General features: G+C 69.0%; 21 protein-coding genes. 8 read left to right on the top strand and 13 right to left on the bottom strand.

Translation table 11 applies throughout. The features are described from left to right. Window positions 1-14: 14 nt before the first annotated feature. Entirely contained in the window at window positions 15-1,145 is a 1,131-nt protein-coding gene (gene pstA, locus ACLJRL_RS25135) for a phosphate ABC transporter permease PstA (protein WP_410658729.1), read from the bottom strand. Then, window positions 1,145-2,101, bottom strand: coding sequence for a phosphate ABC transporter permease subunit PstC (gene pstC, locus ACLJRL_RS25130; RefSeq protein ID WP_410658728.1), 957 nt, complete (start codon window positions 2,099-2,101; stop codon window positions 1,145-1,147). Before pstC ends, pstA begins: the two co-directional genes overlap by 1 nt. Before the next feature lie 160 nt (window positions 2,102-2,261). On the opposite strand from pstC, the gene ACLJRL_RS25125 reads away from it, so the two are divergent. The 3 genes from ACLJRL_RS25125 (at window position 2,262) to ACLJRL_RS25115 (ending at window position 7,571) form a co-directional block, all read left to right on the top strand. Then, a complete protein-coding gene (locus tag ACLJRL_RS25125; RefSeq protein WP_410658727.1) occupies window positions 2,262-4,562 on the top strand; it encodes a hypothetical protein in 2,301 nt (766 codons plus the stop codon). Between the two features lie 20 nt (window positions 4,563-4,582). Then, a complete protein-coding gene (locus ACLJRL_RS25120; protein WP_410658726.1) occupies window positions 4,583-5,431 on the top strand; it encodes a sortase in 849 nt (282 codons plus the stop codon). A gap of 244 nt (window positions 5,432-5,675) precedes the next feature. After that, window positions 5,676-7,571, top strand: coding sequence for a S8 family peptidase (locus ACLJRL_RS25115; protein ID WP_410658725.1), 1,896 nt, complete (start codon window positions 5,676-5,678; stop codon window positions 7,569-7,571). A 71-nt stretch (window positions 7,572-7,642) separates the two neighbouring features. Here the strand turns inward: ACLJRL_RS25115 and ACLJRL_RS25110 are convergent, their stop codons facing one another. Together ACLJRL_RS25110 and ACLJRL_RS25105 are read right to left on the bottom strand one after the other, a co-directional pair. After that, the gene (locus ACLJRL_RS25110; protein ID WP_410658724.1) at window positions 7,643-8,743 is read right to left on the bottom strand and encodes a substrate-binding domain-containing protein; all 1,101 of its coding nucleotides are present in this window, start codon (window positions 8,741-8,743) and stop codon (window positions 7,643-7,645) included. Between the two features lie 158 nt (window positions 8,744-8,901). Continuing rightward, entirely contained in the window at window positions 8,902-9,327 is a 426-nt protein-coding gene (locus ACLJRL_RS25105) for a DUF1508 domain-containing protein (RefSeq protein WP_410658723.1), read from the bottom strand. 171 nt (window positions 9,328-9,498) lie between these two features. Here ACLJRL_RS25105 and ACLJRL_RS25100 point away from each other — a divergent pair, with 171 nt between their 5' ends. Continuing rightward, window positions 9,499-10,236 (top strand): SDR family oxidoreductase, encoded by a 738-nt coding sequence (locus ACLJRL_RS25100; protein WP_410658722.1) that lies wholly within the window; start codon window positions 9,499-9,501, stop codon window positions 10,234-10,236. 97 nt (window positions 10,237-10,333) lie between these two features. Here ACLJRL_RS25100 and ACLJRL_RS25095 read toward each other — a convergent pair whose 3' ends face one another. Then, window positions 10,334-11,371: an SDR family oxidoreductase gene (locus tag ACLJRL_RS25095; protein WP_410658721.1), complete on the bottom strand. Its 1,038-nt coding sequence runs from the start codon at window positions 11,369-11,371 to the stop codon at window positions 10,334-10,336. A gap of 71 nt (window positions 11,372-11,442) precedes the next feature. On the opposite strand from ACLJRL_RS25095, the gene ACLJRL_RS25090 reads away from it, so the two are divergent. Then, window positions 11,443-12,342, top strand: a complete 900-nt coding sequence (locus ACLJRL_RS25090; protein WP_410658720.1) for a LysR family transcriptional regulator — start codon at window positions 11,443-11,445, stop codon at window positions 12,340-12,342. On the opposite strand, the gene ACLJRL_RS25085 is transcribed toward ACLJRL_RS25090, so the two are convergent. After that, a complete protein-coding gene (locus tag ACLJRL_RS25085) occupies window positions 12,322-13,767 on the bottom strand; it encodes an ABC transporter substrate-binding protein (protein WP_410658719.1) in 1,446 nt (481 codons plus the stop codon). The two genes, ACLJRL_RS25090 and ACLJRL_RS25085, sit on opposite strands and share 21 nt — an antisense overlap. A gap of 101 nt (window positions 13,768-13,868) precedes the next feature. On the opposite strand from ACLJRL_RS25085, the gene ACLJRL_RS25080 reads away from it, so the two are divergent. Both ACLJRL_RS25080 and ACLJRL_RS25075 read left to right on the top strand, forming a co-directional pair. Then, window positions 13,869-15,206: an LVIVD repeat-containing protein gene (locus ACLJRL_RS25080; protein WP_410659046.1), complete on the top strand. Its 1,338-nt coding sequence runs from the start codon at window positions 13,869-13,871 to the stop codon at window positions 15,204-15,206. A gap of 14 nt (window positions 15,207-15,220) precedes the next feature. Continuing rightward, window positions 15,221-15,664 carry a hypothetical protein gene (locus ACLJRL_RS25075; protein ID WP_410658718.1) on the top strand — a complete coding sequence of 148 codons (444 nt, stop codon included), beginning with the start codon at window positions 15,221-15,223 and terminating at the stop codon, window positions 15,662-15,664. 28 nt (window positions 15,665-15,692) lie between these two features. Here the strand turns inward: ACLJRL_RS25075 and ACLJRL_RS25070 are convergent, their stop codons facing one another. The 5 genes from ACLJRL_RS25070 to ACLJRL_RS25050 form a co-directional block, all read right to left on the bottom strand. Then, window positions 15,693-16,238 (bottom strand): DUF4232 domain-containing protein, encoded by a 546-nt coding sequence (locus ACLJRL_RS25070; protein WP_410658717.1) that lies wholly within the window; start codon window positions 16,236-16,238, stop codon window positions 15,693-15,695. A 16-nt stretch (window positions 16,239-16,254) separates the two neighbouring features. Further along, window positions 16,255-18,033 carry a choline/carnitine O-acyltransferase gene (locus tag ACLJRL_RS25065; RefSeq protein WP_410658716.1) on the bottom strand — a complete coding sequence of 593 codons (1,779 nt, stop codon included), beginning with the start codon at window positions 18,031-18,033 and terminating at the stop codon, window positions 16,255-16,257. Further along, on the bottom strand, window positions 18,030-18,878 hold the full coding sequence (locus tag ACLJRL_RS25060; RefSeq protein ID WP_410658715.1) for a class I SAM-dependent methyltransferase: 849 nt from the start codon (window positions 18,876-18,878) through the stop codon (window positions 18,030-18,032). The genes ACLJRL_RS25065 and ACLJRL_RS25060 overlap by 4 nt, the downstream gene beginning before the upstream one ends. A gap of 16 nt (window positions 18,879-18,894) precedes the next feature. Next, the gene (locus ACLJRL_RS25055; RefSeq protein WP_410658714.1) at window positions 18,895-19,746 is read right to left on the bottom strand and encodes an arpA protein; all 852 of its coding nucleotides are present in this window, start codon (window positions 19,744-19,746) and stop codon (window positions 18,895-18,897) included. A 160-nt stretch (window positions 19,747-19,906) separates the two neighbouring features. Continuing rightward, a complete protein-coding gene (locus ACLJRL_RS25050; RefSeq protein ID WP_410659045.1) occupies window positions 19,907-22,462 on the bottom strand; it encodes a bifunctional FO biosynthesis protein CofGH in 2,556 nt (851 codons plus the stop codon). A 185-nt stretch (window positions 22,463-22,647) separates the two neighbouring features. Between ACLJRL_RS25050 and ACLJRL_RS25045 the strand changes: the two genes are divergently transcribed. Next, complete coding sequence (locus ACLJRL_RS25045; RefSeq protein ID WP_410658713.1) at window positions 22,648-24,282, top strand: transposase; 1,635 nt, start codon at window positions 22,648-22,650, stop codon at window positions 24,280-24,282. Here the strand turns inward: ACLJRL_RS25045 and ACLJRL_RS25040 are convergent. Beyond that, complete coding sequence (locus tag ACLJRL_RS25040; protein ID WP_410658712.1) at window positions 24,221-24,979, bottom strand: SDR family oxidoreductase; 759 nt, start codon at window positions 24,977-24,979, stop codon at window positions 24,221-24,223. The genes ACLJRL_RS25045 and ACLJRL_RS25040 overlap by 62 nt on opposite strands. Window positions 24,980-24,987: 8 nt before the next feature. Beyond that, a complete protein-coding gene (locus tag ACLJRL_RS25035; protein ID WP_410658711.1) occupies window positions 24,988-25,791 on the bottom strand; it encodes an alpha/beta fold hydrolase in 804 nt (267 codons plus the stop codon). Window positions 25,792-26,105 lie beyond the last annotated feature (314 nt).

The following is a 26,105-nucleotide window of genomic DNA, read 5'->3' as shown; positions in this document are numbered from 1 at the left end:
CAGTTCTGTTTCGGTCACCGGGTCTCCCGTTTCTTCACTTTCTTCGCCTTGCGCTTCGACCGGTCGCGGCCCACCACCCGGGCGATCGCGAACAGGGTGAAGATGAGCAGGATCAGCACGAGCGCGCCGACGTAGCCGCGTTGCTGGACGTTCTCCAGCGGCTGCTTGATGAACCGGTACACGAACAGCGGGATGCTCTCCTGCGGATCGGAGAACGGGTTCGCGTTCATCCCGAGCGCGCCGAACGAGGTGAACAACAGTGGCGCGGTTTCGCCTGCCACGCGGGCGATCCCGAGGATCACCGCGGTCGTCACGCCGGTCCGCGCGGTCGGCAGCACCACCGACCACACCGTCCGCGCCCGGCTCGCACCGAGTGCCAGCGATGCTTCGCGCAGCCCGTCCGGGACCAGCCGCAGGACGACGTCGACCGTGCGGGTGACCGTCGGCAGCATGACCATCGTCAGCGCCAATGTCGCCATCAGGCCGTTGTAGCTGAACAGCCCGACACCGGCCTGGATGCCCGGGATGATCAGCGCCGCGTAGACGAACAGACCGGCCACAATGGACGGGAGGCCGCTCATCGCGTCGACCATGATGCGCACCGGGCGGCGGAACCGCGAGCGCGTCTCGTTGAGGAAGACCGCGGTCAGTACTCCGAGCGGGACGACGAACACCAGGGTGAGCGCGGTCTGCTGGAGCGTCCCGACGACCGCGTGCAGCCCGCCGGTCGCGGTGGCCGGATCGGTCGGCGCGACCGTCGACATGTCGTGGGTGAAGAAACCCCAGCGCAGGTACGGCGCACCCTTGAAAACGATGTAGGACAACAGGAACAGCAGCGGGATCAGCAAACCCAGTGCACCGGAGACGACGATGGTGTGCACGATCCGGTCCATCGCGGCGAGCCTGCCGAGCCGGTCGCGGGTGACCAGGTACAGCATCGACAGATACAGCAGGAACGCGACGATCAGGTCGGCCAGCCAGCCGGGGGAGTCCACCAGCAGATGCAGGACGAACCAGGTCAACAGCGTCGCCGACACCGCGCAGCCGAGCGCGACCAGCCGGTCCTGGGTGGTGGTCGCGCTCGGCCGCCGCTTGACGAGCTTGCGCGGAGCGGGCGTGACCGGAGGAGTGAGTGTGGTGGTCATCAGGCGTCGACCCCCGCGCCGGAGCGGCTCTTGGAGATGATCACCGAGGCGGAGAAGTTCGTGGCCAGGGTGAACAGGAACAGCACCAGACCCGCCGCCATCAGCCCGGACAGCGAGAGCCCGGACGCGCCGGAGTTGTTGGCGATGAACCCGGAGATGGTCGCGCCACCGAACTGGACGACATGCGTCGCGATCTCCGGAACCTGGGGCAGCAGAAGGGAAACGGCGATCGTCTCGCCGAGCGCGCGGCCGAGCCCGAGCATCGAGCCACCGATGATGCCGCCCCGGCCGAAGGGCAGCATGACCGTTTTGACCATGCCCCAGCGCGTGCTGCCCAGTGCCAGCGCCGCTTCCTTCTCACCGGGCGGCGTCTGCGCGAAGACCTCGCGGATCACCGACGTCGTGATCGGGAGGACCATCAGAGAGACCACCAGGCCGGCGATGAACATGGACTGGATGTACAGCGCGTTCTCTTTGGCCGCGAACGGCGGGAGCCAACCGAGATTCTCGGTGAGCCACACCGAAACCGGCACGATCTGCGGACCGAGGAAGGCGAAACCCCACAGGCCGTACAGCAGGCTCGGGATCGCGGCGAGCAGGTCGACCAGACCGGTCAGGAACCCGCGCAGCCGACCGCTGGAGTACTCGGTGATGAACAGCGCGGCCAGGATGCTCAGCGGGACCGCGATCAGGACCGCGATCAGCGCGACCACGATGGTCCCGTAGAGCAGGCCGAGCACGCCGAGGACGCTCGCGGCCGGATCGAACCGGATCGTGGTGAAGAAGCCGAAACCGCTGTTCTCGAACGCCGGCCCGGAGCGGAAGACCAGGAAGAAGCCGATGACCACGAGGATCGCCAGCATGGTCAGCCCGGCCCCGGTGGTGACCCGGCGGAACGCGCGGTCGGCCCGCGAGAGGACTTCGGTGATCGCCCGCCGGGGTGGCGCGATGGTCACGGACGGCCTTCTTTCGTATCGGTGTGAGCCGAGTATGTGGTGCCCGCGACCGGGAAAGGTGTCCGCGGAGGGAACGCCCGACGGGACGTATGTGAATCAGTACGCGGACGGTGCCGCGGACTGTTGACCCTCCACAGGGGATTCGGGGACGTTGGGTCCCGTGTTCTTCGCCCGAGCAAGACGAATCGGAATCGTGCTGTTCTGCGGGGTGCTGGCCGTTTCGCTGATCGCCGTTCCCTCGGCGCAAGCGCAGACGACGCCTGACCACCCGGCGTACACGCTCAAGACCGAGCCCGCCGACCTGTCCGCCGTCCAGAACGGCGACCCGCTGCGCATCACGCTGTCGGGCCTGCCGAAGGGGGCGAGCGCGAAACTGGTGATCTGCCCCAAGGACGTCCCGGACGGGCTGATCAAGGTGGCCACCAAGGAGCCCTGGCTCGCCGAGCACACGCTGCTCACCCGGGTGACGTCCTACTGCGCGGGCGGTTTCGGCGACGAGCTCACCGGGCGGCCCGCCGGAATGCAGCTGATGACCCGTAAACGCAGCAGCACCACCGGTAACATCGTGTTCGACACGGCCATTCCGCGCGGGAGTTCGCAACCGCGGCCGGTGGCGTGGGACCCGCTCTACACGACCTTCGACAAGGCCGAAAAGCCCGAAGACAAGTTCCCCAAGGTCCCGTGGGCGGACAACCCGGTGGTGTCGGTCGATCCGGTGACCGGGGCCAAGACGCGGAAACGTCAGTTCTCCTACCAGTGCGACGACACCTCGCCGTGCACCATCGCCGTCCAGATCACCGCGCAGAACCCCGACAAGAAGACCGTGACCTGGATCGACGAATCGACGAAGTTCACGCCGTTCGCGCCGGGGCTCGGGGTGAAGGGGTGCAAGGGAATCGGGCAGAGTTCGCTCAACTCCAGTGTGCCGGAACGGTTCGGCCGCACCATGGTTTCGTGGAACCAGGCGCTGTGCGCGCCGACGCAGAGCGAGCAGCCCGCGAACATCGTGAGCGAGACCGAGGACACCGGGCTGACCGCGTTCGACAAGGGCGAGTCCGACATCGCGGTGACGGGCACTGGCGGCGCGCTCGCCGCGCAGACCGTCCGGTCGCGGCAGTATGTGCCGCTGGGCCTCAACGCGGTGGTCGTCGCCGCCGTCGGCTGGGCGCCGACCGAGACCAGCGATGACGGCGCCAAGCTCAATTCCCGTGTCGCCAGTACGTTTTCCTTCGGCTACGACGACGTCGCGGGCATGCTGACCAAGGGTGGTGAACGCCCGGACGAGGGCGGCCGGGCCGGGATCTTCCGTGACGGCAGCGCGCTGGTCGGCCGCAACGCGGCGATGGCGGCCGTCACCGGGGTGAACGGGCAGAGCGCTGTCGCCCGCTCCGGCGCGCTCGATCCGGCCACCGGCTTCTTCGGCGTGACCGGCGAATCCGGGAAGGGCACGATCCCCCTCGCGTTGAGCCAGGTCCTGGTCAAGAACGCCGCGTCCTCGTGGGTCTTCCGCGAGATGCCGAACGACAAGTACTACGGCGAGCTCAACGGCAAGTCCCCCGGGGTGATCACCGATCTCGGGCAGCTCGACCCGGGCGAATTCCGGCTGCACAACGTCGACGCGAAGATCGGCCAGCTCTCGGTCCGCAAGACGGTGGACGGCGTCGTGATCGGCAACGGCGCCGAGTGCGCGACCGGGGGCTGCCTGAGCTGGGTGCTCACCGATCTCGCCACGGCGAAGGCCTACGGCTGGACGCCGGTCGCGTTGCCGGACGGGAAGGGCGCCTCCGTGGCGCCGACCGAGCAGAGCCTGCTCGCGGCGGCCGCGTCGATGAAGGCCGGTGACGACGGCACGCTGCAGACCGGCACGGTCACCGCCGCGGGCGCGTACCCGCTCACTTTCGCCGAATATCTGACGGTTCCGGTCAATCCGCTGGTCGACGCGACCTGCAAGCCGATGACGGCGAAACAGGCGCAGCTGAAGGCGTTCGCTGACCTGGCGGCAGGGAACGGGCAGGGGCTGCTTTCGCCGGGGATGGTCCCGTTGAGCAAGGACTTGAAGGCCGTGGCCACCGAGCGGGTGGCCAAGATCGGCACCGGGACGCCGGAGGGCGCGTGCAAGGAGAAGGAAGAGGCGAAGAACCCGCCGCCGCCCGGCTCCGGCGGGACCGGGACCGGCACCCCGGTCGCCAACCCGTCGTTGAACAGTCCTTCCGGGACAACGGGTTCTTCGGCGGGTGCGCCGGCGGCCGCCGGGACCCCGGCCGCCGCGGCGGCTCCGACCCCGGCGAGCGTGCAGGCCGCGAAGCTGGTCGCGGACGGGGTCGACATCCCGAAGTTCGCCGGTGCCGGGGTGCTCGGCGCGCTGATCCCGTTGCTGGCGCTGGTCGCTCTGGCCACCCTGCCGTCGGCCACCGCGTTCTTCGCCGCGGGCAGGCGTAAACGGCCGGGCGGCGCCGCGTGAGCACGCAGACCGGAACGTCCGTGGCTCCCGGTTGGATCGGGGCGGTCGTGTCCGCCTGGCTGGTGACCACGCTGGTGGCGCTCGCGCTGGTCGTCTACGCGCTCGGCCCGTTGCTGCAGGCCGGTGACCAGCGGAAGGCCCTCGTCGAGATCCGCGGCGACATCCAGACGGCGCTCGGTGCCAGCCAGAGCCTGTTCGGCGCGACGCCGCCGGTCAAACCGGTCGAATTCGGGAGCCCGGTCGCGGTACTGGAGATCCCTTCGCTGAAACTGCAGCAGGTCGTCCTGGAAGGGGTCTCGAGCGGCGAAACCGCCTCTGGCCCTGGGCATGTGCCGGGGACCGCCGGGCTGGGCCAGCCGGGGAACGCCGCCGTGGTCGGCCGCAATTCCGGGTACGGCGCTTCGTTCGGCTCGCTCGGCGACCTGGGCCAGGGAGACGAGATCGTCGTCGCGACGCCGCAGGGCAAGTCCGTCTACCGGGTGACCGGGACGGCCACCCGCGCCCTCGACGAGGCGGCGGACTACGGCAAGACCGCCGACGACCGGCTCACCCTGGTGACTTCGGCGTCGTGGTGGCCGCTGGCCTCGGAGGAGGCGACCGTGGTCACGGCCGTGCTCGAGGGCAGACCGTTCAAACCGATCCCGCAGAACGGCCGGGCCGACGCGCAGGACGGCCGGACCGGGGACGACGGTGCGTGGGCGGGTCTCGTGCTGGCTTTCGGCGGATTCGTGCTCGCCGCGGCCGGCGCGACCTTCCTTTACCGCCGCTGGCGGCCGGTGTCGACTTATGTGATCACCGGACCGGTTCTGCTGGCGACGGCGGCACTCTCGGCGCTGGCGTTATGGCGGCTTTTTCCCGCCTGGGCTTAGTTTTCGGCGCGGTAGATCCGGAAAGTCCTCTTTGTACACCGAACGTGACCCGCGTTCATATCTCAGGATGTGGATCTTCACCTGTTCCAGACTTTGGTGGGTGGACCGATCACCGATAGCTCTTTAGATTCTTCCCATTACACCCAGTCAGGGGTAATTCATTCGGGCCGCCGAAGGGATTCCTGTAACAGGGTGTCACGCCGTCAGCGCGTTGTCGGGGCGCGCTCATAAGGGGAGAGAATCGATGAGCAGATTCAACCGGGTCGTCACATACTCGGTTCCGCTCGCGGTCGGCGCGTTGCTGCTGTCGACCGCGGTTTCCGGTGCGCAACCGTCGGAAACCGCGCGTACGCAGGCCGGGATCACCGCACTGCAGAGCATCAAGAACAGCCTCACGCCGGCTGAGCGCAAGCAGTCGAGCCAGCTCGTGATCGAGAAGCGCCTCCGCGCGGACAAGGGCCTGGCGGGCAAGCTGCCCGAGTACCGGACCGGACTCGGCGTGAACAACGCCGGCACCGTCGCGGTGGACATCAAGGGCGCCGGCCGTTCTCTCGTCGACGCCGTCAAGGCCGCGGGCGGCACCGTCCGCTACGCCTCGCCCGCCGGCGCGATCCGCGCCGACCTCCCGCTGGGCGCCGTCGACTCGATCGCCGGCCGCGCGGACGTCGCCGAGGTCAAGGCCGCTTCCCAGGCGATGACCTGGAACGAGCCCGCGCCCCAGGAGCGCAGGCAGGCCAACGCAGCCAACGCGGTCGCCGCGCTGCAGGTCGCCGAGGGCGACAAGGCGCACGGCAATGACACGGCCCGCACGAAGTACGGCGTCACCGGCGCCGGCCAGAAGGTCTGCGTGCTCTCGGACGGCATCAAGTCGCTCCAGGCGTCGCAGACCGCCGGTGAGCTGCCGGCCGTCGACGTTCTCGCCGGCCAGGCGGGCAGCGGCGACGAGGGCACCGCGATGCTGGAGATCATCCACGACATGGCGCCCGGCGCGGCGCTCGGTTTCGCGACCGCGTTCACCAGCGAGCAGAGCTTCGCGGACAACATCCGCGCCCTGCGCACCACCGGCAAGTGCACGATCATCGTCGACGACGTCTCCTACTTCGACGAGTCGCCGTTCCAGGACGGCCCGGTCGCGCAGGCCGTCAACGACGTGACCGCCGCGGGCGCGCTCTACTTCTCCTCCGCGGGCAACTCGGGCAACCTCACCGACGGCACCAGCGGCTACTACGAGGGCGACTTCCGCGGCTCCAGCAGCAAGATCTCCGGGATCACCGGTACGCCGCACGACTTCGACCCGAGCGGCACCACCCAGCTGTACAACGCGCTTTCGCCCGGCTCGCTCGGCCGGTACGTCACGCTGTTCTGGTCCGACCCGGCCGGCAAGGCCACCAGCGACTACGACCTGTTCATCCTGAACGCGTCCGGTTCGGTCGTCGCCTCCAGTGAGGCCTCGCAGAACGGGACCCAGAACCCGTACGAGATCGCGCAGGTCCCGGCGACCGGCTCGGGCTTCAAGGTCGCCGTGGTCAAGTACAGCGGCGCCGACCGGTTCATCGCGCTCAACGTGATCCGCGGCCGTTTCGTCACCTCCGGTGCGCTGAAAGCCTTCAGCACCAACGGTGTCACCGCAGGTCACTCGGCGGCCGTCAATGCGTTCAGTGTCGCGGCGACCCCCGCCGCGGGTGCCTTCGGGCGCGCGCTGGAGACCGGCGACCCGGCCCACCCGGCCGGACCGTTCCCGGGCCTGTTCACCGCCGCCACCAAGTGGGAGCGGTTCACTTCGGACGGTCGCCGTCACCAGTTCTACAACCCGGACGGCTCGGTGATCACCCCCGGCAACGTGTCCTCGACCGGTGGTGCCACGCGGAACAAGCCGGACATCACGGCGGCCGACGGTGTGGCCACCTCGGTGGGCGGTTTCCAGCCGTTCTTCGGGACCTCCGCCGCGGCGCCCAGCGCCGCCGCCATCGCCGCGCTGCTGCTGCAGGGCAAGCCGAACGCCACCCAGGCGGACATCCGCTCGGCGCTGGTGTCGACCGCGATCGACCTCGGTGCCCCGGGCTTCGACCCGGTGACCGGTGCCGGCGTGATCATGACCGGCCCCGCGCTCGCCGCGCTGGGAGTCGCTCCGAAGAACTAGCTCTCGTTCCGCGTGAAGGCCCCCTTCCCTCGACTCAGCAGAGGGAAGGGGGCCTTCACGCGTAGGAGGGGTCAGGAACGGACGCAGGACAGGCCGCCCGGGCCCGAGACGGTGAGGAAGCCGTACTGCTGGATGGTGGCCGCGAGCTGGCCACCGCAAAGCGGACTGGCGGTCGAAGCCGAGTCACCGTCGTCGAAGCCGACTGCGCGCTTGGCCTGGTCGTAGCTCGGGGTCCGGGTGTCGAGCACGTTGTAGACGCTGCGCGAGCCCAGGAACGCCGTCGTGAACGCGGGGGTGTAGCCACCGGCGGAGCCGGCGACCGGGGAACCGTTGAAGCCGGCGCCGGTCAGCGGGTTGACGGTGAAACCGGCGCGCTTGTCCGGCGTCACCGCGTTGCCCTGAGCGATCCACTGCGCGATGGAGAACGGCGCGATCGCGCCGGCCCGGTCGCCCGCCGCGATGGAGTTGCCGTCGTGCTCCTGGAAGCGCTTGATGGTGACCGGTTTGGTGGTCGGGTCGAAGCCGAGGACGGTGCCGGTGAAGAAGCTCAGCGTGCCGGAACCGGTCTGCGGCAGGTAGACGACGATGGCGGCGTTGGCGCCACCGACCTGGTTCCAGTTGGTGATGGAACCGTCGTAGATGCCGCGCAGCTGCGCCAGGGTCAGGGTCAGGCCCGCACCCGAACCGGTGGCCGAGGAAGACCAGGTGACACCGTCGGTGGCGAAGGCGTAGTACTCGAAGGTGGCGGGGTCGGACGAGCCGCGGCCCGAGGACGACCGGGCGATGTCGGTCTTGCCGTCGAACGCCTCGGCCGAGGCCTTGAGCGCGGCCTTGCCCTGGGACGAGCCGTTCGGCGCCGGGTTGCTCGCGCTGTAGACGACCTCGTCACCGAACGGGTCGGCGGGGACGGTGAAGGTCTGGGTGCCCGACAGCAGCGGCGGCACGTTGACGTGGTCGTCGGGGTCGGTGTTCCAGCTGCCCTGGGCGGCCGCGCTGTTCGCGTCGGCGAGGATCGCGCCGGTGATGTCGACGGTGGTGTCCGAGCCGGCGGCGGCCAGGACCTCCTGCAGTCCGTTGGCCGGGGCGACGGCCGAGGCGGTTCCGGTCAGGGTGAGGCAGGCACACGCGGCGACCGCGGTCGCGCCGAGAAACCGAGCAGTACGAGTACGCATCTTGTTGGCACTCTTTCTCTAGTCCCCAAGTGGTCACTCCGATTCCGTGACCTGGCACCAATCCTTGCTCCGCAACACTGTCCGGCTACGGTGCTTCGCGTTCCCGCCCGACGTCTTGGTGGTTAATCTCCGGGGAACGCACTTTCCGTGAGCGACTGTCACGGAAAACGATTCGGTGAATCACCGACGGAATTCCGGCGGTATTTCCGGCGCCAATCGGCTATCGTCTCGATCCCCTCGCCGATCGCCGCCTCGGTGGTGGCCGAGCGGAACCGGTCGAGCCCGCGTTGCGCTTCGATACGCCGTCCGTAGGCATGGCTGGCGACCGCGACGACCCGCTCGCCGGTACTCAGCCGCCACCGCCAGCGGCCCCCGCTGAGATGACTGAAATCGCTGGTCAGTTCGGTAATGTGCGCGGTGAGCCAGGCGATAGCGGTGAGGCAGTCCTCGGCTCGCGGATAATCGGCGGGGGCGGAGCCGAGCGACACGTTGTTGCCGCCGAGCAGCCGCCACCGGATGGTCACTTCGCCGGTCTGGACCAGCTGGAAGCGTGGATTCTTCTGCTGTGTATTCCCCCTGCTCACGTGTGTGGAATCGCGCGGATGTGGTGAAGGGGTTACCGGTTTTCGTGAAGGCGCGACGGCCGATGGGTGAACGTTTTCCGCCGGGGGCGGCGCGCTAGCCTGAATGGACGCCGGTATCCGGAAAAAGATCACCGAGCCGGTTCGGCCCGGCACGGTCTGCGAGGAGGTTCCATGAGCGGCAAGACCGCTGTCGTCACCGGGGCAGGATCGGGGCTGGGGCGGGAGATCGCCCGCGCGTTGCTCGGCGCCGGGTACCGCGTCGCGCTGGCCGGGCGCCGCGCGGACGCGCTGGCCGAAACCGCCGCCGGCGACGCGAACGCCCTCGCCGTCCCCACCGACGTCTCCGATCCCGATTCCGTCGCCGCCCTGTTCGACGCCGTCAGTGCCGAATGGGGACGGCTGGACCTGCTGGTGAACAACGCGGGAGTGTCTGTCGGCGGCACCGTGGCGGACCTGTCCTTCGCGGACTGGAAACGTGCTGTCGACACCAATCTCACCGGGATGTTCCTGTGCGCGCAGCAGGCGGTGCGGCTGATGAAGACGCAAGATCCCCAGGGCGGCCGGATCGTCAACAACGGCTCGATCTCCGCGTACGCCCCGCGGCCGGCGAGCATCGCCTACACCGCGACGAAACACGCGGTCACCGGGCTGACGAAGTCGATCTCCCTCGACGGCCGGGCCTGGAACGTCGCTTGTGGACAGATCGACATCGGCAACGCCGCCACCGAGATGACGCTGCGCATGGCGGACGGCATCCCCCAGGCCGACGGCAGTATCAAGGCCGAACCCACCTTCGACGCCCGGCACGTCGCGGACGCCGTGCTCTACATGGCCGGGCTGCCGCTGGACGCGAACGTCCAGTTCCTGACCCTCACGGCGACCACGATGCCTTACGTCGGCCGGGGTTAGCCCACCCCCGATGTGGCGCGGCAAAGTCCGTGAAGGACTCCTTGAGGGAATCAGAGTCCCTCAAGGAGTCCTTCACGGAACGCTGGGGCCTGCGCGGTCAAGGGATCACTTTGGCCTTGCGGAACTCGTCGAACAGGCGGAACAGCATCGCCGAAGTCTCGGCGTATTCGTGGAAGCCCGCCCGCCGGGCCTTGGAGCCGTCCGCGAACATGTCGTAGTCCCAGCCGAACACGAAGTCGGCGAAGCCCCACGACGACGAAACGGCGCTATAGGGCACTTCCAGGCCGTATTTCGCGGCGAGGGTGTTCCACAGTTCTTCCTTGTCCGCCATGACGACGTCCAGCGACATCGGCAGCGGCGGCGCCACCTCCAGCTCGAAGTACTTCGCGATCTGCGGCCAGAGTTCGCTCCACCGGAACAGGTCGCCGTTCGCGATGTTGTACGCCTCGTTCATCGAGCTGGTGGCCGCCCAGGTCGTGGCCTTCGCCAGCAGCCCGGCGTCGGTCATCTCCAGGAGGCTGTCGTACGCGCCGGGCTTCCCCGGGAACCGCAGCGGCAGGCCGAGTTCCTTCGAGATCGACGCGTAGACGGCGATGGCCAGCGCGAGGTTCATCGGGTTGCCCAGCGCCGTCCCGCCGACCACCGAGGGCCGGATCGCCGACCACGTCCAGGATTTCCCCGCCTGACGCCGTTCCAGGAAGTCCTGCTGGTCCACATTGAACTCCGGCGGCATATGCCCGGCGTCGGATTCGCGGGCCGGGGTCTTGAACGGGCCGAGGTGAGCGCCGTAGACCTTGTAGCCCTGCATGAGGCTGACGTGGCGCAGGCCGGGGGCGGCGGGCTCGATCGCGTCGACGAGGTTGGTCAGCATCGCCAGGTTCGGCGGGACCAGCTCCGCCCAAGTCGGTTTGTCGACATAGGCCGCGTAGAAGACGTGAGTGACGTCGTCCAGGCCGCTCAGCTTCGCGCGGGTGTCGTCCGCGTCGAGGAGGTCGACGGCGATCTGCCCCGGGCCGCCACGCCGCGAAAGGCCGATGACGCGCCACCCGGGACGGCTTTCCAGGTGCTCGATCAGGTTCTTGCCGATGACCCCGTTGGCCCCGGCGACCAGGGCGACCTTGCGTTCTTCGTTCATGTCTCCGAGCTTGGACCCGCGCTGGCGATAAGTCCAAGGCATAGATATCACCACACCTATAAACTGAAGTCATGACCAGCTTGCGCCAGCTCGAGTACCTGGTGACCGTCGTCGACACCGGTTCCTTCACCCGGGCCGCCGAGATGCTGCACGTGACGCAGCCCGCGCTGTCCCATCAGGTGCGCGCGTTGGAGAAGGGCGTCGGCGGCCCGCTGCTGGAGCGCCTGCCGCGCAGCGTGCGGCTCACGCCGATGGGGCGCGCCATGCTGCCGCACGCCAGGGCCACGCTCGCCGACGCCGAACGCGCGCGGTGCGCGGCCAGGCAGGCGTCCGGGCTGGAGGCGGGCGAACTGCAGATCGCCACGGTCTACTCGGTCGGCCTCGGCGTCCTGCCCGCCGCGCTGCGCGTGTGGCGGCGGGAGCGGCCGGACGTCGACGTCCGCCTGGTGGAGTTCCGGCACGCGGACGAACTGCGGGACGCGATGGCGGCGGGTGAGGCGGACGTCGCGGTCGGCCCGGTCCCGCCGGGCTGGGAAGGCCCGGTGCGCGAACTCGGCGCCGAGGAGTTCGTCGTCGTCCTGCCGATCGACGGGCCGCGAGAGGACGACGGCACGGGAACCGTCGACCTCGCGACGCTCGCCGGCTGCGCGTGGGTGCACTACGCCCCCGGCAACGGCCTGGCCGACCTCGTCGATCAGGCCTGTGCCGCGGCGGGTTTCCAGCCCCGTGCGGCGGTCCGGACCGAACAGACCGCCGCGGCCCCGGTGCTCGCGGCGGCCGGTCTCGGCCCGGCGCTGGTCCCGGCCAACGTGCTGCCCGAGGGATTCCCCGGCCGCGTCCTGCGGCCCGAACCGGCGATCCGGCGCACGCTCGCAGCCTACTGCCGGAGTACACCCGATCCGCTGACCGCGGCCTTCATCGACGTGGTCGCCGGGGAGTGCACGCTCGGGCTACCGCACGGACACCGCTGAGAGGTCCACACTCCCGAACGACGTCGCCTTCACGTCGCCGGCCCGTTCCGCCCAGACGGCGTGCCCGTGCCCGGACCACAGCGGCGCGACCGGGAGATCGCGCAGCAACTGGTTCTCCACCAAGCGGTATACCTCGCCGCTGTCGGTCGACTCGGTCTCTTCGGCCGACTTCAGCAGGTCGGCGAACCCGTCGCTCTGGTAGCCGGTGGCCTCGACGATCTTGGCCAGCACCTCCTGCGGGCTCGGCGTCGAGAGGTTCAGGTCGAGCGCGAACGGACCCTTGCCGGGGTCCGCGGCGAGCCGGACGCCGACCGCGGTGCTCGCCTGTTCGGCCAGCGGCCGCAGCCAGTTCGCCTGGGACTGTCCGAAAGGGACGGCGGAGCCCGCCGGGAACTCCGCCTGGGCCAGCAGGGATTTCCCGGCTTCGGCGTCGAAGGTGCAGGGACGGCAGGTGCTGCTGCGTTCCCCGGGGGCGACGGCGGGCGGCAGCAATGACTTCGCCGGGTCCACCTGCTTGGCCAGGACGCCGGCTTCCAACGCGGCCCGGTCGATGCCGAGCGCGAAGCCGTGCCGGATGGTGGCGTCGGAGAAATAGCCGGCCGTCAAAGGGAAACCGAGGTAGGAGACGCTCGGCAGGGCCCACATCACGTGCCGCTGCGCGAAATCGGTGTGCATCGCTTCGTGCCTGTCGCCCGGGACGACGGTGGAGAGATCGAGCTTCCCGGATTTGACGTCGTCGTACAGGGCCGCCGGGTCGCCGATCTTCAGTTCGAGCACGCGTGCCTTGCCCGGTGCGTCCGCGACCCGGACCAGCTTGGCACCCGTGGGCTGCCATCCGCCGTCCATCCGGAACGGTCCGTTGCCGATCGGCGACGAAAAGAACCGGATCCAGTCGCGCGACGTCAGCGCCGACGCGGGCAATGGGACGAGCGCGGGAGACGAGAGCAGTGCCGGGATCTGCCCGGACGGCCGGTCGAGGACGAGCCGGATCGTCAGCGGGTCCGGCGCGGTGATCTCCTTGGCCCGCACCAGATCCTTGAGCACCCGCGAGCCAGCCCAGCTCTCCTGGGAGACGACCTTCCAGGTGTCCACATAGGACTGGGCGGTGACCGGCGTGCCGTCGTGGAACTTGCCGCCCTCCTTCAGCTTGACCGTCCAGGTCGTCCGGTCGGTACTGCTGATCGACTCGGCCGCGCGGGCGGTCGGCTTCCCGGTCGCGGGGTCGTAGTCGGCCAGCGGAGTCCACAGCGCGCCCGTGGCGAGCCTGCCCGCCTGATCACGGACGTCCGCGGGGTTCGTCGACATCGGCGCGGACATGCCCACGCGAAGTACGTCCGGTGCGGGCGATTCGCCGGATTCGGTGCAGCCCGCCGTGACCAGGACGGCGACCACGAGCGGAGCCAGAAGACACAAGCGCATGGTCATGTCTATAGCAGTCCACACCGACCATCGGCGGTTGTGCCGGGCAAAGCGGGGGCCCTAGGGTGCGGGGACCAGCCTGGGAGGTTTCCGTGCGCGGCAACTGGTTGCTCCGTTCATGCTTGGCCATCACGACGGTCACCGCGACCCTGATCGCCACCGGCCTGCCCGCCGCCGCTTGCGGCGAAGAGGACAAGCCGGCGAGTGAGAAGGTCCGGGTCGCGGGTGCTCCCGGCGCGGTGAAGAACGTCAAGGCCGTCGGCAACGTGCCCGACGCGGCGGGCGCCATCGCGATGGGATTCCTGCAGTACGGCCACCGCGACGTCATGGCGGTCTCCGGCGAATTCGGCCTGAAGGTCTACGACCTCACGAAGAATCCCGCCGCGCCGAAGCTGATCGGCGAGGTCAGCCTGCCCGGCCTGTGGGAGACCGAGGACACCGAGGTCGACGTCGAGCGCAAGCTCGTGTTCCTCGCGCGGGACCCGCGTGCCTTCGGCGGCACCACGCAGACCGGCGAGTCCGGTATCTACATCATCGATCTGAAGAATCCGGAAAAGCCGGCCATTCTGAGCTACACCCAGGTGCCCGCGGGGCACACGACCAGCTGTGTGGACAACTGCCGGTACCTGTGGACAGGTGGCCCCTCGAAGGCCGCGAACCAGCCCGCCGAGTGGGGTGGCCGCCCGATCTGGGTGACCGACATCCGCGACCCGCGCAACCCCAAGACCTTCCCGAACCCGATCGAACTCGCCCGCAACGACGGCAAGACCGACTACGTGCACGACGTCCAGGTGGACGACGAGGGCGTGGCGTGGGTGTCCGGTCGCGGTGGCGTCCGGGGCTACTGGACCAGCGGCCGGCACCGCGATCCGGTGCAGGGCAAGGTCCGCCGCGCGACCGCGTTCGACCCGGTCCCCTATGCCGGCGGCGGGATCGAGGAGACGGCGGCGCCGTCGAAGTTCATGCACAACAGCTTCCACCCGGCCGGGCGCCGGTCGGGCGACGGCGCGGACTCGAACCGCTGGCACGGCCGCGACCTGGTGTACGCCACCGAAGAGATCTTCCTCGACGGCTGTGCCGGTGACGGCGTGCTGACGATCTCCTCGCTGGCGGGCTCGTACGGTGGCGAAGGCTGGCGCTCGACGCCGGAGAATCCGTTCCGGCTCAAGTCCGTCGGCACCTGGAGCGTCGCCGGTCAGGAAGGCAGCGACCCGACGACGGGCGATTGCTCCGCGCACTACTTCGACGTCCGCGGCAAGGTCCTCGTGCAGTCGTTCTACACCCAGGGCACGCGGTTCCTCGACGTCAGCGACCCGACCGACCCGAAGCAGATCGCCTACTTCCGCCCGGCGGACGCCGCCTCGTGGGCGCCCTACTGGCACAAGGGTTACGTCTACGTCGCCGACAACACTCGCGGAATCGACATCCTGAAGCTCACCGTCTGAGTCAAGATGTCCTCATGCGCACCATGGGGAAGATGTGGCTCGTGGCCGCGGTCGTCCTGACCGCGGCCTGCACTCCGGCACCGCCTCCGGCGCCAAAAGAACCGGTTGTCCACACGGACCCGGCGCCGGTCGCCGAGACGTTCCCGGAAGTCGGCGAGATCGTCGAGGCGTCCTGGGTCGAAGAGCGAGTGGGCACCTCCGAGGGTCGGATCGAGGCGCCCGGTCCGACCGACCTCAGGTTGTCCGCGCTGGTGAAGCTGCGGATCGAAGCCGTCTCGAAGGTGATTAGCGGCGCTAAGTGCAAGGCCGGTTCCCCCACGCCTCCGGAGTCTTTGAAGGCGCTCGTGCCCTCCGGCGTGGCGTGGCTCTCCTGCGAACTGCCCATGAACGGCGAGATGCGGACCGCGTTCGTGTCTCCGGGTTCCGAGCGGGCCTTCCTGACGTCCAAGACGATGTGACAGGCGGTGCGGTCTCGTCACACAAGGCTCAGTGCTTGAGCTCGGAGTTCCAAGCCGTCAGCGTGAGCTTGCCCGTGGTGCCGAGATCGGTGTCGACCACGATCCGCTGTTCCGGCTCGCCCTTCGCCGCCGAGACGGTCACGTACGCGCCGGCTTCCGGCGAACCCACGGTGACGGTGTTCGACCACGAGACGACCGACAGCAGGGTGCCGCCGGGCTGGACCGTCTGCGGAGCCACGCCGGGATCGATGGCCATATAGGACGATCCGTGTTCGACCTGGACGGCCATCGGCTGCTTTTCCTTGTCCAGCAAACGGACTTCGGGATAGCCGGTGAGCGTGCGCGGCGCCGCCCCGCAGTTGGTGAGGGTGACCACGATCGCCCGGTGGCCGAGCGCGGCCTCGACGGGTCCCGAACTCACCGTGACGCCGGTGTCGAGGCAACCCGCCGGTTCGACGGTCCCCGGCACCGGCGTGTCCACGGTCGGCGGGACGGGCGGAGGCGGCGGGGGCGTACTGCACCCCGCCGCCACCAGCACCGCTCCGGCTACTACGAAAACCACTTTCCCCAGCACGGGTGAACCGTACGCCCTAGGTGAGCAACTCCTGCAGTTCCTGGATGGCGGTGGTGAGTTCCGCCGCGAACAGCGTCATCTCGTGCTCGACGTGCTTCGGCGTGCACAGGTACAGATTCAGCGAGTCCGGCAGCAGCACGTACGCGATGCCGATGCACTGCGGGCTGGTGGAGCCGAACCCGAAGTACCGGATGTTCACCGACGGTGCCGAACTGGTGCTCAGGTAGTCGTCGCGCATCTTCAGCCAGCCCGGCGACGAGTACAGCGACGGCGCGTCTTCGGCACCGCGCCGCTTCTGGATCAGCTGCAGCTCCCACAGGTGCTGCTCCGGCGCGTCGCCCGCCTGGCATTCCTTCGCCCGCGTGACATGCTTCGCGGCCGCCGCGCGGAAGGCCGCATTGCGGGTCTGCCGGTCGGCCTCCGGGTCGTCCATCACCCGGACGAACCACAGCACCTCGGGCGTCACCACACGCATCGCTTCGGTGCGCCCGTTGCGGTACTGCCGCGTCGCGATCGACTCGTACGTCGCGCCGGTGATGCCCTTCGCCCGCTTGTGCGCCAGCTGGTACGCCATCTGTGCGAAGCCGTCGGGGGACATCCCGAGTTCCTTCGCCCGCTTCGCGCCGAAGTCGGTGTAGGACACCGTCTTCGTGGCCGTCGCGTCGGCGTACGCGGTGAACGCCGCGGCCGCGGCCCGCGCGTCTTCCCGGAGCGCGTCACCGAGGACGAACTCGACGACCTCGGACGCCGGGACGCCGTCGGCCGGCGGCCGTTCGAGCCGCGAACCGCTCAGCAGCGCGTCGGTGAACCCGAGGATCGTGGTCCCGTCGAGTTCACAGTGTTCGACGTTGATCCCGGCCGTGCCGTCCTCGAACACGATCAGCGAGAGCGCCTTGTCGAACCAGCGGTTGCCACTGTCGCCGTGCAGCAGCTTGTCGCACGCCTCCTGCGTGTCCGCCGGAGTGAAGTTCTCCAGGCACAGGCAGAACAACGCCGTCTCGATGTCGTCCAGCGCGGCCGCGTTCCCGGCGGCGAGCAACGCCTCCCGCGTCGCCGCCCACTCCGCCCTGGCCTGGGTGGTGAAGTGCCCGACGGCGGTCGCCGGGTCGGCGATGAAGTTCTCCGACTTGACGATCGCCTGCAGCCCCGCGAACAGCTGTTCGGGGGAGTACGGCCGCCCGTCCGGCGCGATGACGTCCATCCGGAACGGGGTATCGCGGTGGAAGACCACGATGTGCCGCGCCCTCGACGGCCCCGGCCAGTCCTCGCGGTACGGCGTGCGCGCGGTGTCCTGCACGGCGCCCGGGATCCGCGTCGCCGAGAACAGGAACTTGTTCTGCACCATCGATTGCGGCTGCCCGCGCAGCACGATCGGCGGTACCAGTTCTTCGTCGAGCTTCAGCTTGTAGTCCACCGCCGACGCGGCCAGTTCGGCCGCCCGCTCCAGCTGTCCGAGCGGGGATTCGGTGAACAGGAAGAAGAAGTTCGCGTTGAGCGCGATCCGGTCGCGACGGCCGAGGTAGCGGTACGGCCAGAAGGTGTCGAGCCAGCTGTGGACGCCTTCGCCGCTCTCGTAGGCCTCGAGTGCGCTCTGGAGTTCGTGTGCCGGGCTTTTCTCCGCGAGGAACTCCGTGACCGCGCCTTCGGTTTCCGCGAGTTCGCCGGGGGTGAGCAGTGGCGAGCACCATTCGAGGAACCGGCGGCAGGTGTCCTCCAACGAGGGGACGGGGACCCGCGGCAGGACGTCCTCGTTGCCGAAGGTGCGGGTGGACAGTTCCGGACTGCTCACGATCATCCTTGATCTAGGAGGGGCAGGGCGTTCAGCGCGGAGGCGAGTTCGCCGCCCGCGCCGTTCGGGCGGGAGACGAACAGCCGCGCGTACAGCCGGCCGTCCGATTCCAGCCCCCGCGGGTCGACGCCCGCGACGGAAAGGGTGTCCAGGATCTGCGCCTGCTCGGCTTCTGAGGCGAATCTCCGTTGCCGGAAGACGCCGTCGATCTCGGCGGTCTCGTACTCCAGTCCGGCGAGGCTCGAGGCCACCGGCTCGTAGGAGAACATCCGCAGCACGAAATGCGCCATCCACGGCCGGTTCTCCTGGGCGATCCGGGTGAGGGTCTTCTCCGTGACGTAGCCGACGCAGCCGGTCGAGATGACGAGGTCGACGTCCGCCAGCAGCGCGCGCTGGTCCTCGGTCGGCTCCTCGTTCTCCAGATCCGCGTGGATCGCCTCGTCGATGAAGCCCGCGGCGAGCGCGTAGTCCAGCGCGGGCGCCGAGGAGTCGAGGCCGATGAAGCGGACCCCGTCACCGACGGAAAGCCTGTCGACCAGCCGCCGGTCGTGCGCGAGCAACTCGTCCCGGCTCAGCGCGTCGGTGTCCGTGTAGTGGTCGTAGAGCTGTTCCATCGAGATGTCACACCGGTGCAGCGCCGCGTTGACGCCGTACGAACAGCCGAGGTCCAGCACCGTCGGGATCTTGACGTCCCGTTCGGCGCGGTACTCGTCGATCAGTTTCGCGAAGTAGGCCTTCGCCTGCTGGGGGATGTCGTAGTCCAACTGGCGGAGCGTGCCGTAGAAGGCACGAGGGTCGGGCTCGGTGTAGATGTCGTCGAAGGAGATTTTGCCGGTCGAGTCGAAAGGCACTGGCCAGGCTCCTGACTTAGTCGAGCAGCTGATCGCCCCGGACGGCCGCCGAGGCGACGTGTTCCGGCAGGACCCGGCCGAACAGCTGTCTCGTCCGTTCCGGACTGCCGATGACCCCGGGACGCTCGCTGTAGGCGAAGATCGCGGAATGGCGGGCTGTCTCCCCGTGAACCCTACCCACGCGGTGCAGCGCGAAGCGTCCGCGAAACAGCTGAAGATCGCCAGGACGCAGAGTGAGTCGTCGGATCAGGTGATCACCTTGGCCCGCCAGGACCCCCCGGACGTCACTGAAATTCTCCGCTTTCTCCGAGCGGATGTTCGGACAATATTCGAAGACACCGCCGTCCTCGGCCTCCTGCGTGAGCATGCTGACGGTGAACTCGTTGGTGTCGAAATGCCAGGGGTGGGAGCGGCCCGGCTCGATCACGTTGAGCACGAGACCGGCCAGCGGATCGGCGAGTTCGTACAGCGCGGGAAGCTCGAAGCAGCCGGCGACGAACCGCAGGAATTCCGGGCTCGAGTACAGCTGCTGGATCACCGCGGTGACCGGGATCTGGTCGCGGGCCACGAAAGCGTTGCCGCGTTCCATGATGGTGCGGCCGGGATGGCCTTCCGGAAGCGGAGTGTCGACGGCGATGTTGTAGGCGTTGACGCGTTCGACCTTCTCGTACGCCTCCGGGGCGATCTCCGCGCCTTCGCGGCGAAGGACGTCACGCAACTCCGGGCGGATGAAGTCGGTGAGGACGCTGCAGCCCGTTTCCCGCAGTTCGGCGCGGGTACGGTAAACGATTTCGCGCCAGGCCTGGCTTCCCGGTTCGGACAACGGATAGCGGACGGTATCGGCCACCTGGACTGCGCTCGCGGTCATCGACGTCCTCTCGACGGCTGCCCCGGAAGTTGAAGCGATTCTCGGGTTTAGCACAGAAAACGCCCGGAGTCCCCGCGCCTTGTGAGCGGTGACACACGCAAAGTGAAGGCCCCCTCACCCCGTACTGAACGGGGATGAGAGGGCCTTCACGCGGTTTTCGTCAGGTGGTGACAAGCGGCAGCAGCGGCCGCCGCACCGCGGTGGCGACACCGTCCGACGCCTCGGAAGCCGCGATCCGCTCCGCCGTCGGGGTGCCGTATTCGGTGGTCCGCTGCCGCAGCGGACGGCCCAGCGGCTCGACCATCGAGCGCATGTCGCTGATCGTCTTGTACGACCCGTTGGCCGCGCCCGCCATCCGGCTGATCGTCTCCTCCATCAGCGTCCCGCCGATGTCGTTGACGCCGCCCTGCAGCACCGCGCGACTGCCTTCTTCGCCGAGCTTGACCCAGGAACTCTGGATGTTGTCGATCGTCCCGTGCAGCAGCAGCCTGGACAGCGCGTGCACCGCGCGGTTCTCCCGCAACGTCGTCCCGGCCCTGGCGAGCCCGGCGAGGTAGATCGGCGAACTCTGGTGGATGAACGGCAGCAGCACGAACTCGCTGAACCCGCGCCGTCCGTTGCGCTCCAGGCCTTCCCGCTGCAGTTTCGCCAGCAGCTTCAGGTGCCCGACCCAGTGCGACGGGGTGTCGACGTGGCCGTACATCATCGTCGACGTCGTCGTGATGCCGAGCTTGTGCGCGGTGGTGACGACGTTGATCCACTCCGACGTCGGGAGCTTGCCCTTCGTCAGCACCCAGCGCACGTCGTCGTCGAGGATCTCCGCGGCCGTCCCCGGCAGCGAGTCGACACCGGACGCCTTCGCCTGGGCCAGCCAGTCCTCGATCGAGAGGTTCGTCCGCGAAGCGCCGTTGACGACCTCCATCGGGCTGTACGAGTGCAGGTGGATGTCCGGCTGGCGGCGTTTCACCTCGGCCGCGAGGTCGAAGTACGCGGTGCCCGGCAGATCCGGGTGGATACCGCCCTGCATGCAGATCTCGGTCGCGCCGGCGGCCCACGCCTCGTCGACCCGGTCGCCGACCTGCTCCAGCGAAAGCGTGTACGCGTCGGCGTCGGTGCGCCGCTGGGCGAACGCGCAGAACCGGCAGCCGGTGTAACAGACGTTGGTGAAGTTGATGTTCCGCGTGACGACGAAGGTGACGTCGTCGCCGTTCACCTCGCGCCGCAGGTCGTCGGCGATCCCGGCGAACGCGTCGAGTTCCGGTCCGTCGGCGTGCAGCAGCGCCAAAGCCTCGTCGTCCGACAGCCCGGCCGGGTTCTTTTCCGCGCTGCGCAAGGCATCCCGAATGTCGGTGTCGAACCGCTGCGGCGCGGTCTTGATATTGCCCTTGATCTCGGCCCAGTCGCCGTAGACCGAGTCGAAGTCGCTGCGCCGGTCCTCGGTCCGGCCGGTGGTGTCGATCTCGACGTGCAGATCGGTACGCCCGGCCTCCTTCCAGCCGCCGTCCGGCTCCTGCCACGGGATGCCCACCGGGATGGCCTCTTCGATCGCCAGCCCGGTCGCTGTCTCGGTGAGCGGCGCGAGGTGCGCGTTCATCCGCGGGTCCAGCCACGGCTCGCCCGCCTTGACGTACTCCGGGTAGACCGGCAGCCGCTCGCGCAGGGTGAACCCGAGCGCCTCGGTGCGCCGCTTGAGTTCGTCGATCTGCGGCCACGCCCGCTCGGGGTTCACGTGGTCGGGGGTCAGCGGGGAGACGCCGCCCCAGTCGTCGGTGCCCGCGTTCAGCATCAGTTCGTACTGCTGGCCGATCAGGTTCGGCGGCGCCTGGATGCGCATGTTCGGCCCGAGCACCAGCCGCGCGACGGCGATCGTCGCGGCGAGTTCTTCGAGATCGGCGTCCGGGGTCGCGCGCATCTTCGTGTCCGGTTTCGCGCGGAAGTTCTGGACGATGACTTCCTGGACGTTCCCGTAGGTCTTGGCCACCTTGCGGATGGCGAACAGCGAGTCGGCCCGCTCTTCGAAGTTCTCGCCGATACCGATCAGGATGCCCGTGGTGAACGGCACCGAACTCCGCCCGGCGTCCTCCAGCACCCGCAGGCGGACGGCGGGATCCTTGTCGGGCGAGCCGTAGTGCGGGCCGCCCTTCTCGGTGTAGAGCCGCGTCGCGGTCGTCTCCAGCATCATGCCCATCGACGCCGAAACCGGCTTGAGCCGCTGGAAGTCCTGCCAGGTCAGCACGCCGGGGTTGAGGTGCGGCAGGACGCCGGTCTCCTCCAGCACCCGGATCGCCATCGCGCGGACATAGGAGAGCGTGTCGTCGTAGCCGTGCGCGTCGAGCCAGTCCTTCGCCGCCTTCCAGCGGTCTTCGGGACGGTCGCCGAGGGTGAACAGCGCTTCCTTGACGCCCATCGCGGCACCCTTGCGGGCGATGTCGAGGACCTCGTCAGGGGAGAGGAACGGCGCTTCGACACGACCCGGAACGGTCGCGAAGGTGCAGTAACCACACCGGTCCCGGCACAGCCGGGTCAGCGGGATGAACACCGAACGGCTGTAGGTGACCACGCCCGGCCGGCCGGCCGCGACGAGACCCGCGTCGCGGACGCGGGAGGCATGTTCGGACAGCGTCTTGAGGTCGTCGCCACGGGCCTGGAGCAGGATCGAGGCCTCGGTGAGGTCGAGGGTCTTCCCGTCGCGCGCCCGGGCGAGCGAGCGACGCATCGCCGAGGTGGTGGGGGCGTTCGCGTCAGCAGGAAATGCCATTCCCGCACGCTATGGCCGGACTTGCTCCAGCGGCCAGCGCGCATCCGGCCACCGCGTCACCCGAGTGGGTCGGGCAGGAGTTCGCGCTGGTCAGAGGCCGGGCGTGGTTGCCGATCAGGGGGTCCGCGTGTATTACCTAAAGTGTGGCTTCGGTGATCGGCAAGAAGGTCGGCGGGCGGACCTACTACTACCTCGTCACCTCCGCGCGGGTCGACGGTGAGCCCCGCGTCGTGTCCCAGCGCTACCTCGGCACGGCCGAGGAGATCGGGCGCGCGATGGACGGCGACGTCTCCGCGCCGGGCGAAGCGCGGCACCGGACCTTCGGCGACGTCGCGGCGGTATGGGCGACCCTGGAGCGGCTCGACTTCATCCGGCGGGTCGACGAGGCGGTCGGCGCCCAGCGCGCCGCGACGACCCTGGGCACGCATCTCGCGCTCGCCGTCCTGCACCGGGCGACCGCCCCGGGCACCGACCTGGCGGAGTGGTGGAACGACAGTGTCGCTCGGGAGTTCCTGGTCGCGCGGGAGTTCCTGAAGGCGGACCTGGCGAATCACTGGCGGGCACTGCAACGGATCGGCCCGGACCGGATCGCGCGGATCGAGGCGTTGATCGCGGAGGTCGTCTTGGCGCAGCTGGGCACGGGGAACGCGGCGCTCGCCGTCGACGTCCCGCAGTTCGCCGTCTTCACCACGGCCGATCCCTGCCGCTGCGAACTCACCGGGCTCGGCCTGGTGGTGACCAAGGACGGCGCCATCCCGCTGGCGTCCCACGCGTATCCGAGGGAAGGGGCGCCGCCGTTCGCCGCGCTCGCCGAAGACCTCCGCACCCGGCACACCGCTCACGACGTCACGCTGGTGTTCAACGCGGGCCAAGCGCCCCAGCTGGACCTCGGCGGCGGACGGCATTTCGTCGGCGCGCTCCCGCTCTCGGACCACCCGGACCTGCTGGCCAAACCGCCGTCCGCGCGCAAGCCCGTCGACCCGGAGCGGTTCGCCGGGCTGACCGCGCTGGACACCAGGGCGGTGGTCGCCGGGGTGCGGCGGCGGGTGATCCTGACCCATTCGGAGACCCTGCACAACGCGCAGGCCAGGGCGTTCGGCGACGAACTCGGTACCGCGGCCCGCGAACTCGCCGGCCTCGACGCGGCACTGGCCGTGGGCACCTACCGAGGCGACCGGACCCAGGTGAACGCCGAAATCGCCCGGATCACGCGCGGACGCCGGGTGGAGAGGGTGCTCTCGCCATCGTTGGCCGGCACCAGACCGGGAGAGATCCGGCTGACCTGGAAGATCGACGACGCCGCCGTGTCCCGGCTGCACGACGAGTTCTTCGGCAAACAGGTCCTGGTCACCGACCACGACGACTGGCCGGTGTCCGAGGTCGTCACCGCCTATCGCGCCCGGACCCACCTCGACTCGACGTTCCGCTGGCTCGCCGGCGCCGCCGTCGCAGGGCCCACTCCACGCTGGGACTGGACGCCGCACCGGATCGCCGTGCACACGCTGGTCACGGTGCTGGCCTCGACGGTCACGCACCTCATGCGGCGCGAGGCCGACCGCGCCGGGATGAACCTCTCGGTCCGCGAACTGATGGACAGCCTGGCCGGGATCGGGGAGACGGTGCTGCGCTACCCGTCCACCGGCGGCCGCCCCCGGACGCGACGCCTGCTGACCGAGCGGAGCCCGGAACAGCAGGCGCTCTTCGACCTCTTCGAGCTCAGCTCTCTCGGTGGATCTGCAGCGGGGAGAAGCTCTGCACCACCGGCATCAGCTCGATGACGTTGATGTTGACGTGCTCCGGCTGCGAAGCCGCCCAGAAGACGGACTCGGCGACGTCGGCGGCGGTCAAGGGCGTCGTCCCCTTGTAGACGTTGTCGGCCTTGCCCTGGTCGCCCTCGAAGCGGACGACCGAGAACTCCGTCCCGCCGACCATGCCGGGTTCGACGTTGGTCACCCGGACGCCGGTGCCGTGCAGGTCGGCCCGCAGGTTCAGGCTGAACTGGTGCACGAACGCCTTGGTCGCGCCGTACGCGTTGCCGCCGGGGTAGGGGTAGGTGCCCGCGATCGAACCGATGTTGATCACGTGCCCGCGGCCGCGCTCGACCATGCCGGGCAGCAGCGCGCGGGAGAGGTGCGCGAGCCCCTTGATGTTCGTGTCGATCATCTGGTCCCAGTCGTCGAGCTTCGCCCGGTGGGCGGGCTCGAGGCCCTTCGCGAGGCCGGCGTTGTTGACCAGCAGGTCGACCTCGGAGAACTCGGCGGGCAGCGTGCCGGGAAGGGCCGCCACCGCGTCGGCGTCACGGACGTCGAGTTCGAACGGCAGCACGTTCTCGCCGAGCTCGTCGGCCAGCTTCGCGAGCTTGTCCTTGCTGCGCGCGGCCGCGACGACCTTGGCGCCGTCCGCGGCGAACCGGCGGACGATCTCGACGCCGAACCCGGCACTGGCGCCGGTCACGAAAACGGTCTTCTGGGACATGGAGACGATCACCCAATTTCTTTCAAGAACCGTGCGAACACGGCGTCGAACTCGGCCTCGCGCTCCAGGTTAGGCATGTGCGCGGCACCCTCGATCACCGCCAGGGTGGAGCCCGGGATGAGTTCGTGCATCAGCTCGGCGTCCGAGACGGGCGTGAACTCGTCCTCCGTCCCGACGACGATCAGGGCCGGGACACCCACGCGGGTGAGGCTGTCCCGGTAGTCCGGGCGCTCGGCCCGTCCTCTGAGTGCCGCCGCCGCTCCTTCGGGGGAGGTGGTGCGCATCATCTGTAGAACGTGCGCCGCCACGTCCGGCTGAGTACGGACGTTCTCGGGCGAGACCATCTTCGTCAGCACCTCGTCGGCGTACCAGCCGATGCCCTCGGCGAGGACTCGGTCCGCGGTCTCGTTGCGGACCCGCTTGCCCTCCTCTGTCTCCTCCTGTGGGGAGGTGTCGGCGAGCAGGAGGCCGGCGACGCGCTCGGGGTAGGTGCGGTGGAACTCCATGACGATCTGCCCGCCCATGGAGAGACCGCCGAGAACGAACCGCTCGATGCCCAGGTGATCGGCGAGGCGGGCGATGTCGGCGGCGAAGACGTCGAGCCCGGTCTTCTGGCTTTGCGCCGGTTCGGTCGTCTCGCCGTACCCGCGGAGGTCCGCGGTGATGACCCGGTAGCCCTCCAGGCTGAAACGCTCGGCCTGGGGGCGCCACATCGATCGGTTGAAGGGGTGGCCGTGGACGAGGACGACGGGCACACCGGTGCCGAGGTCGTCGTAGGCGACGGAGATGCCGTCGAGTTCCGCAGTGCTCATGAAGCCGACGCTAATCGGAGCAATCCGCGAGATCAATACGGTGCAATGTACTCGGAGCAATGTTCTTGTCCAGGGGTTTCCGCAGGTGTCTCCCAGGCGATCACCCGGTGATCGCCCGGGGCGGGCCCGTTTCCGGGCGTTGACCTGCGGAAATGTCGTTAAGGTACCCCCCTGTTTCAGGGGGTTTCCGGCCATGTAAAGTTCTCCAAGTCGCCAGGGAAACCGGGTGGCCGACCGGGACACGAACCAAGCTCTCGCCTCAAGGTGATTGAGTGGGTGTCCCACCAAAAACTGCTAGGAATGACTGCTTCGGA

Source organism: Amycolatopsis sp. lyj-112 (assembly GCF_046549055.1).
GTDB lineage: Bacteria > Actinomycetota > Actinomycetes > Mycobacteriales > Pseudonocardiaceae > Amycolatopsis.
Note: the sequence above shows the minus strand (reverse complement) of the source record. Positions and strands in the feature narration are given on the sequence as shown.

Coding starts and splice junctions, on each gene's coding strand:
- ACLJRL_RS25050 (WP_410659045.1), bottom strand. CDS start 22,462: ATGCGTCGCTCGCTCGCCCGGGCGCGCGACGGGAAGACCCTCGACCTC.
- ACLJRL_RS25055 (WP_410658714.1), bottom strand. CDS start 19,746: ATGACCGCGAGCGCAGTCCAGGTGGCCGATACCGTCCGCTATCCGTTG.
- ACLJRL_RS25035 (WP_410658711.1), bottom strand. CDS start 25,791: ATGAGCACTGCGGAACTCGACGGCATCTCCGTCGCCTACGACGACCTC.
- ACLJRL_RS25090 (WP_410658720.1), top strand. CDS start 11,443: ATGACCAGCTTGCGCCAGCTCGAGTACCTGGTGACCGTCGTCGACACC.
- ACLJRL_RS25100 (WP_410658722.1), top strand. CDS start 9,499: ATGAGCGGCAAGACCGCTGTCGTCACCGGGGCAGGATCGGGGCTGGGG.
- ACLJRL_RS25110 (WP_410658724.1), bottom strand. CDS start 8,743: ATGCGTACTCGTACTGCTCGGTTTCTCGGCGCGACCGCGGTCGCCGCG.
- ACLJRL_RS25065 (WP_410658716.1), bottom strand. CDS start 18,033: ATGATCGTGAGCAGTCCGGAACTGTCCACCCGCACCTTCGGCAACGAG.
- ACLJRL_RS25085 (WP_410658719.1), bottom strand. CDS start 13,767: ATGACCATGCGCTTGTGTCTTCTGGCTCCGCTCGTGGTCGCCGTCCTG.
- ACLJRL_RS25095 (WP_410658721.1), bottom strand. CDS start 11,371: ATGAACGAAGAACGCAAGGTCGCCCTGGTCGCCGGGGCCAACGGGGTC.
- pstA (WP_410658729.1), bottom strand. CDS start 1,145: ATGACCACCACACTCACTCCTCCGGTCACGCCCGCTCCGCGCAAGCTC.
- ACLJRL_RS25040 (WP_410658712.1), bottom strand. CDS start 24,979: ATGTCCCAGAAGACCGTTTTCGTGACCGGCGCCAGTGCCGGGTTCGGC.
- ACLJRL_RS25075 (WP_410658718.1), top strand. CDS start 15,221: ATGCGCACCATGGGGAAGATGTGGCTCGTGGCCGCGGTCGTCCTGACC.
- ACLJRL_RS25115 (WP_410658725.1), top strand. CDS start 5,676: ATGAGCAGATTCAACCGGGTCGTCACATACTCGGTTCCGCTCGCGGTC.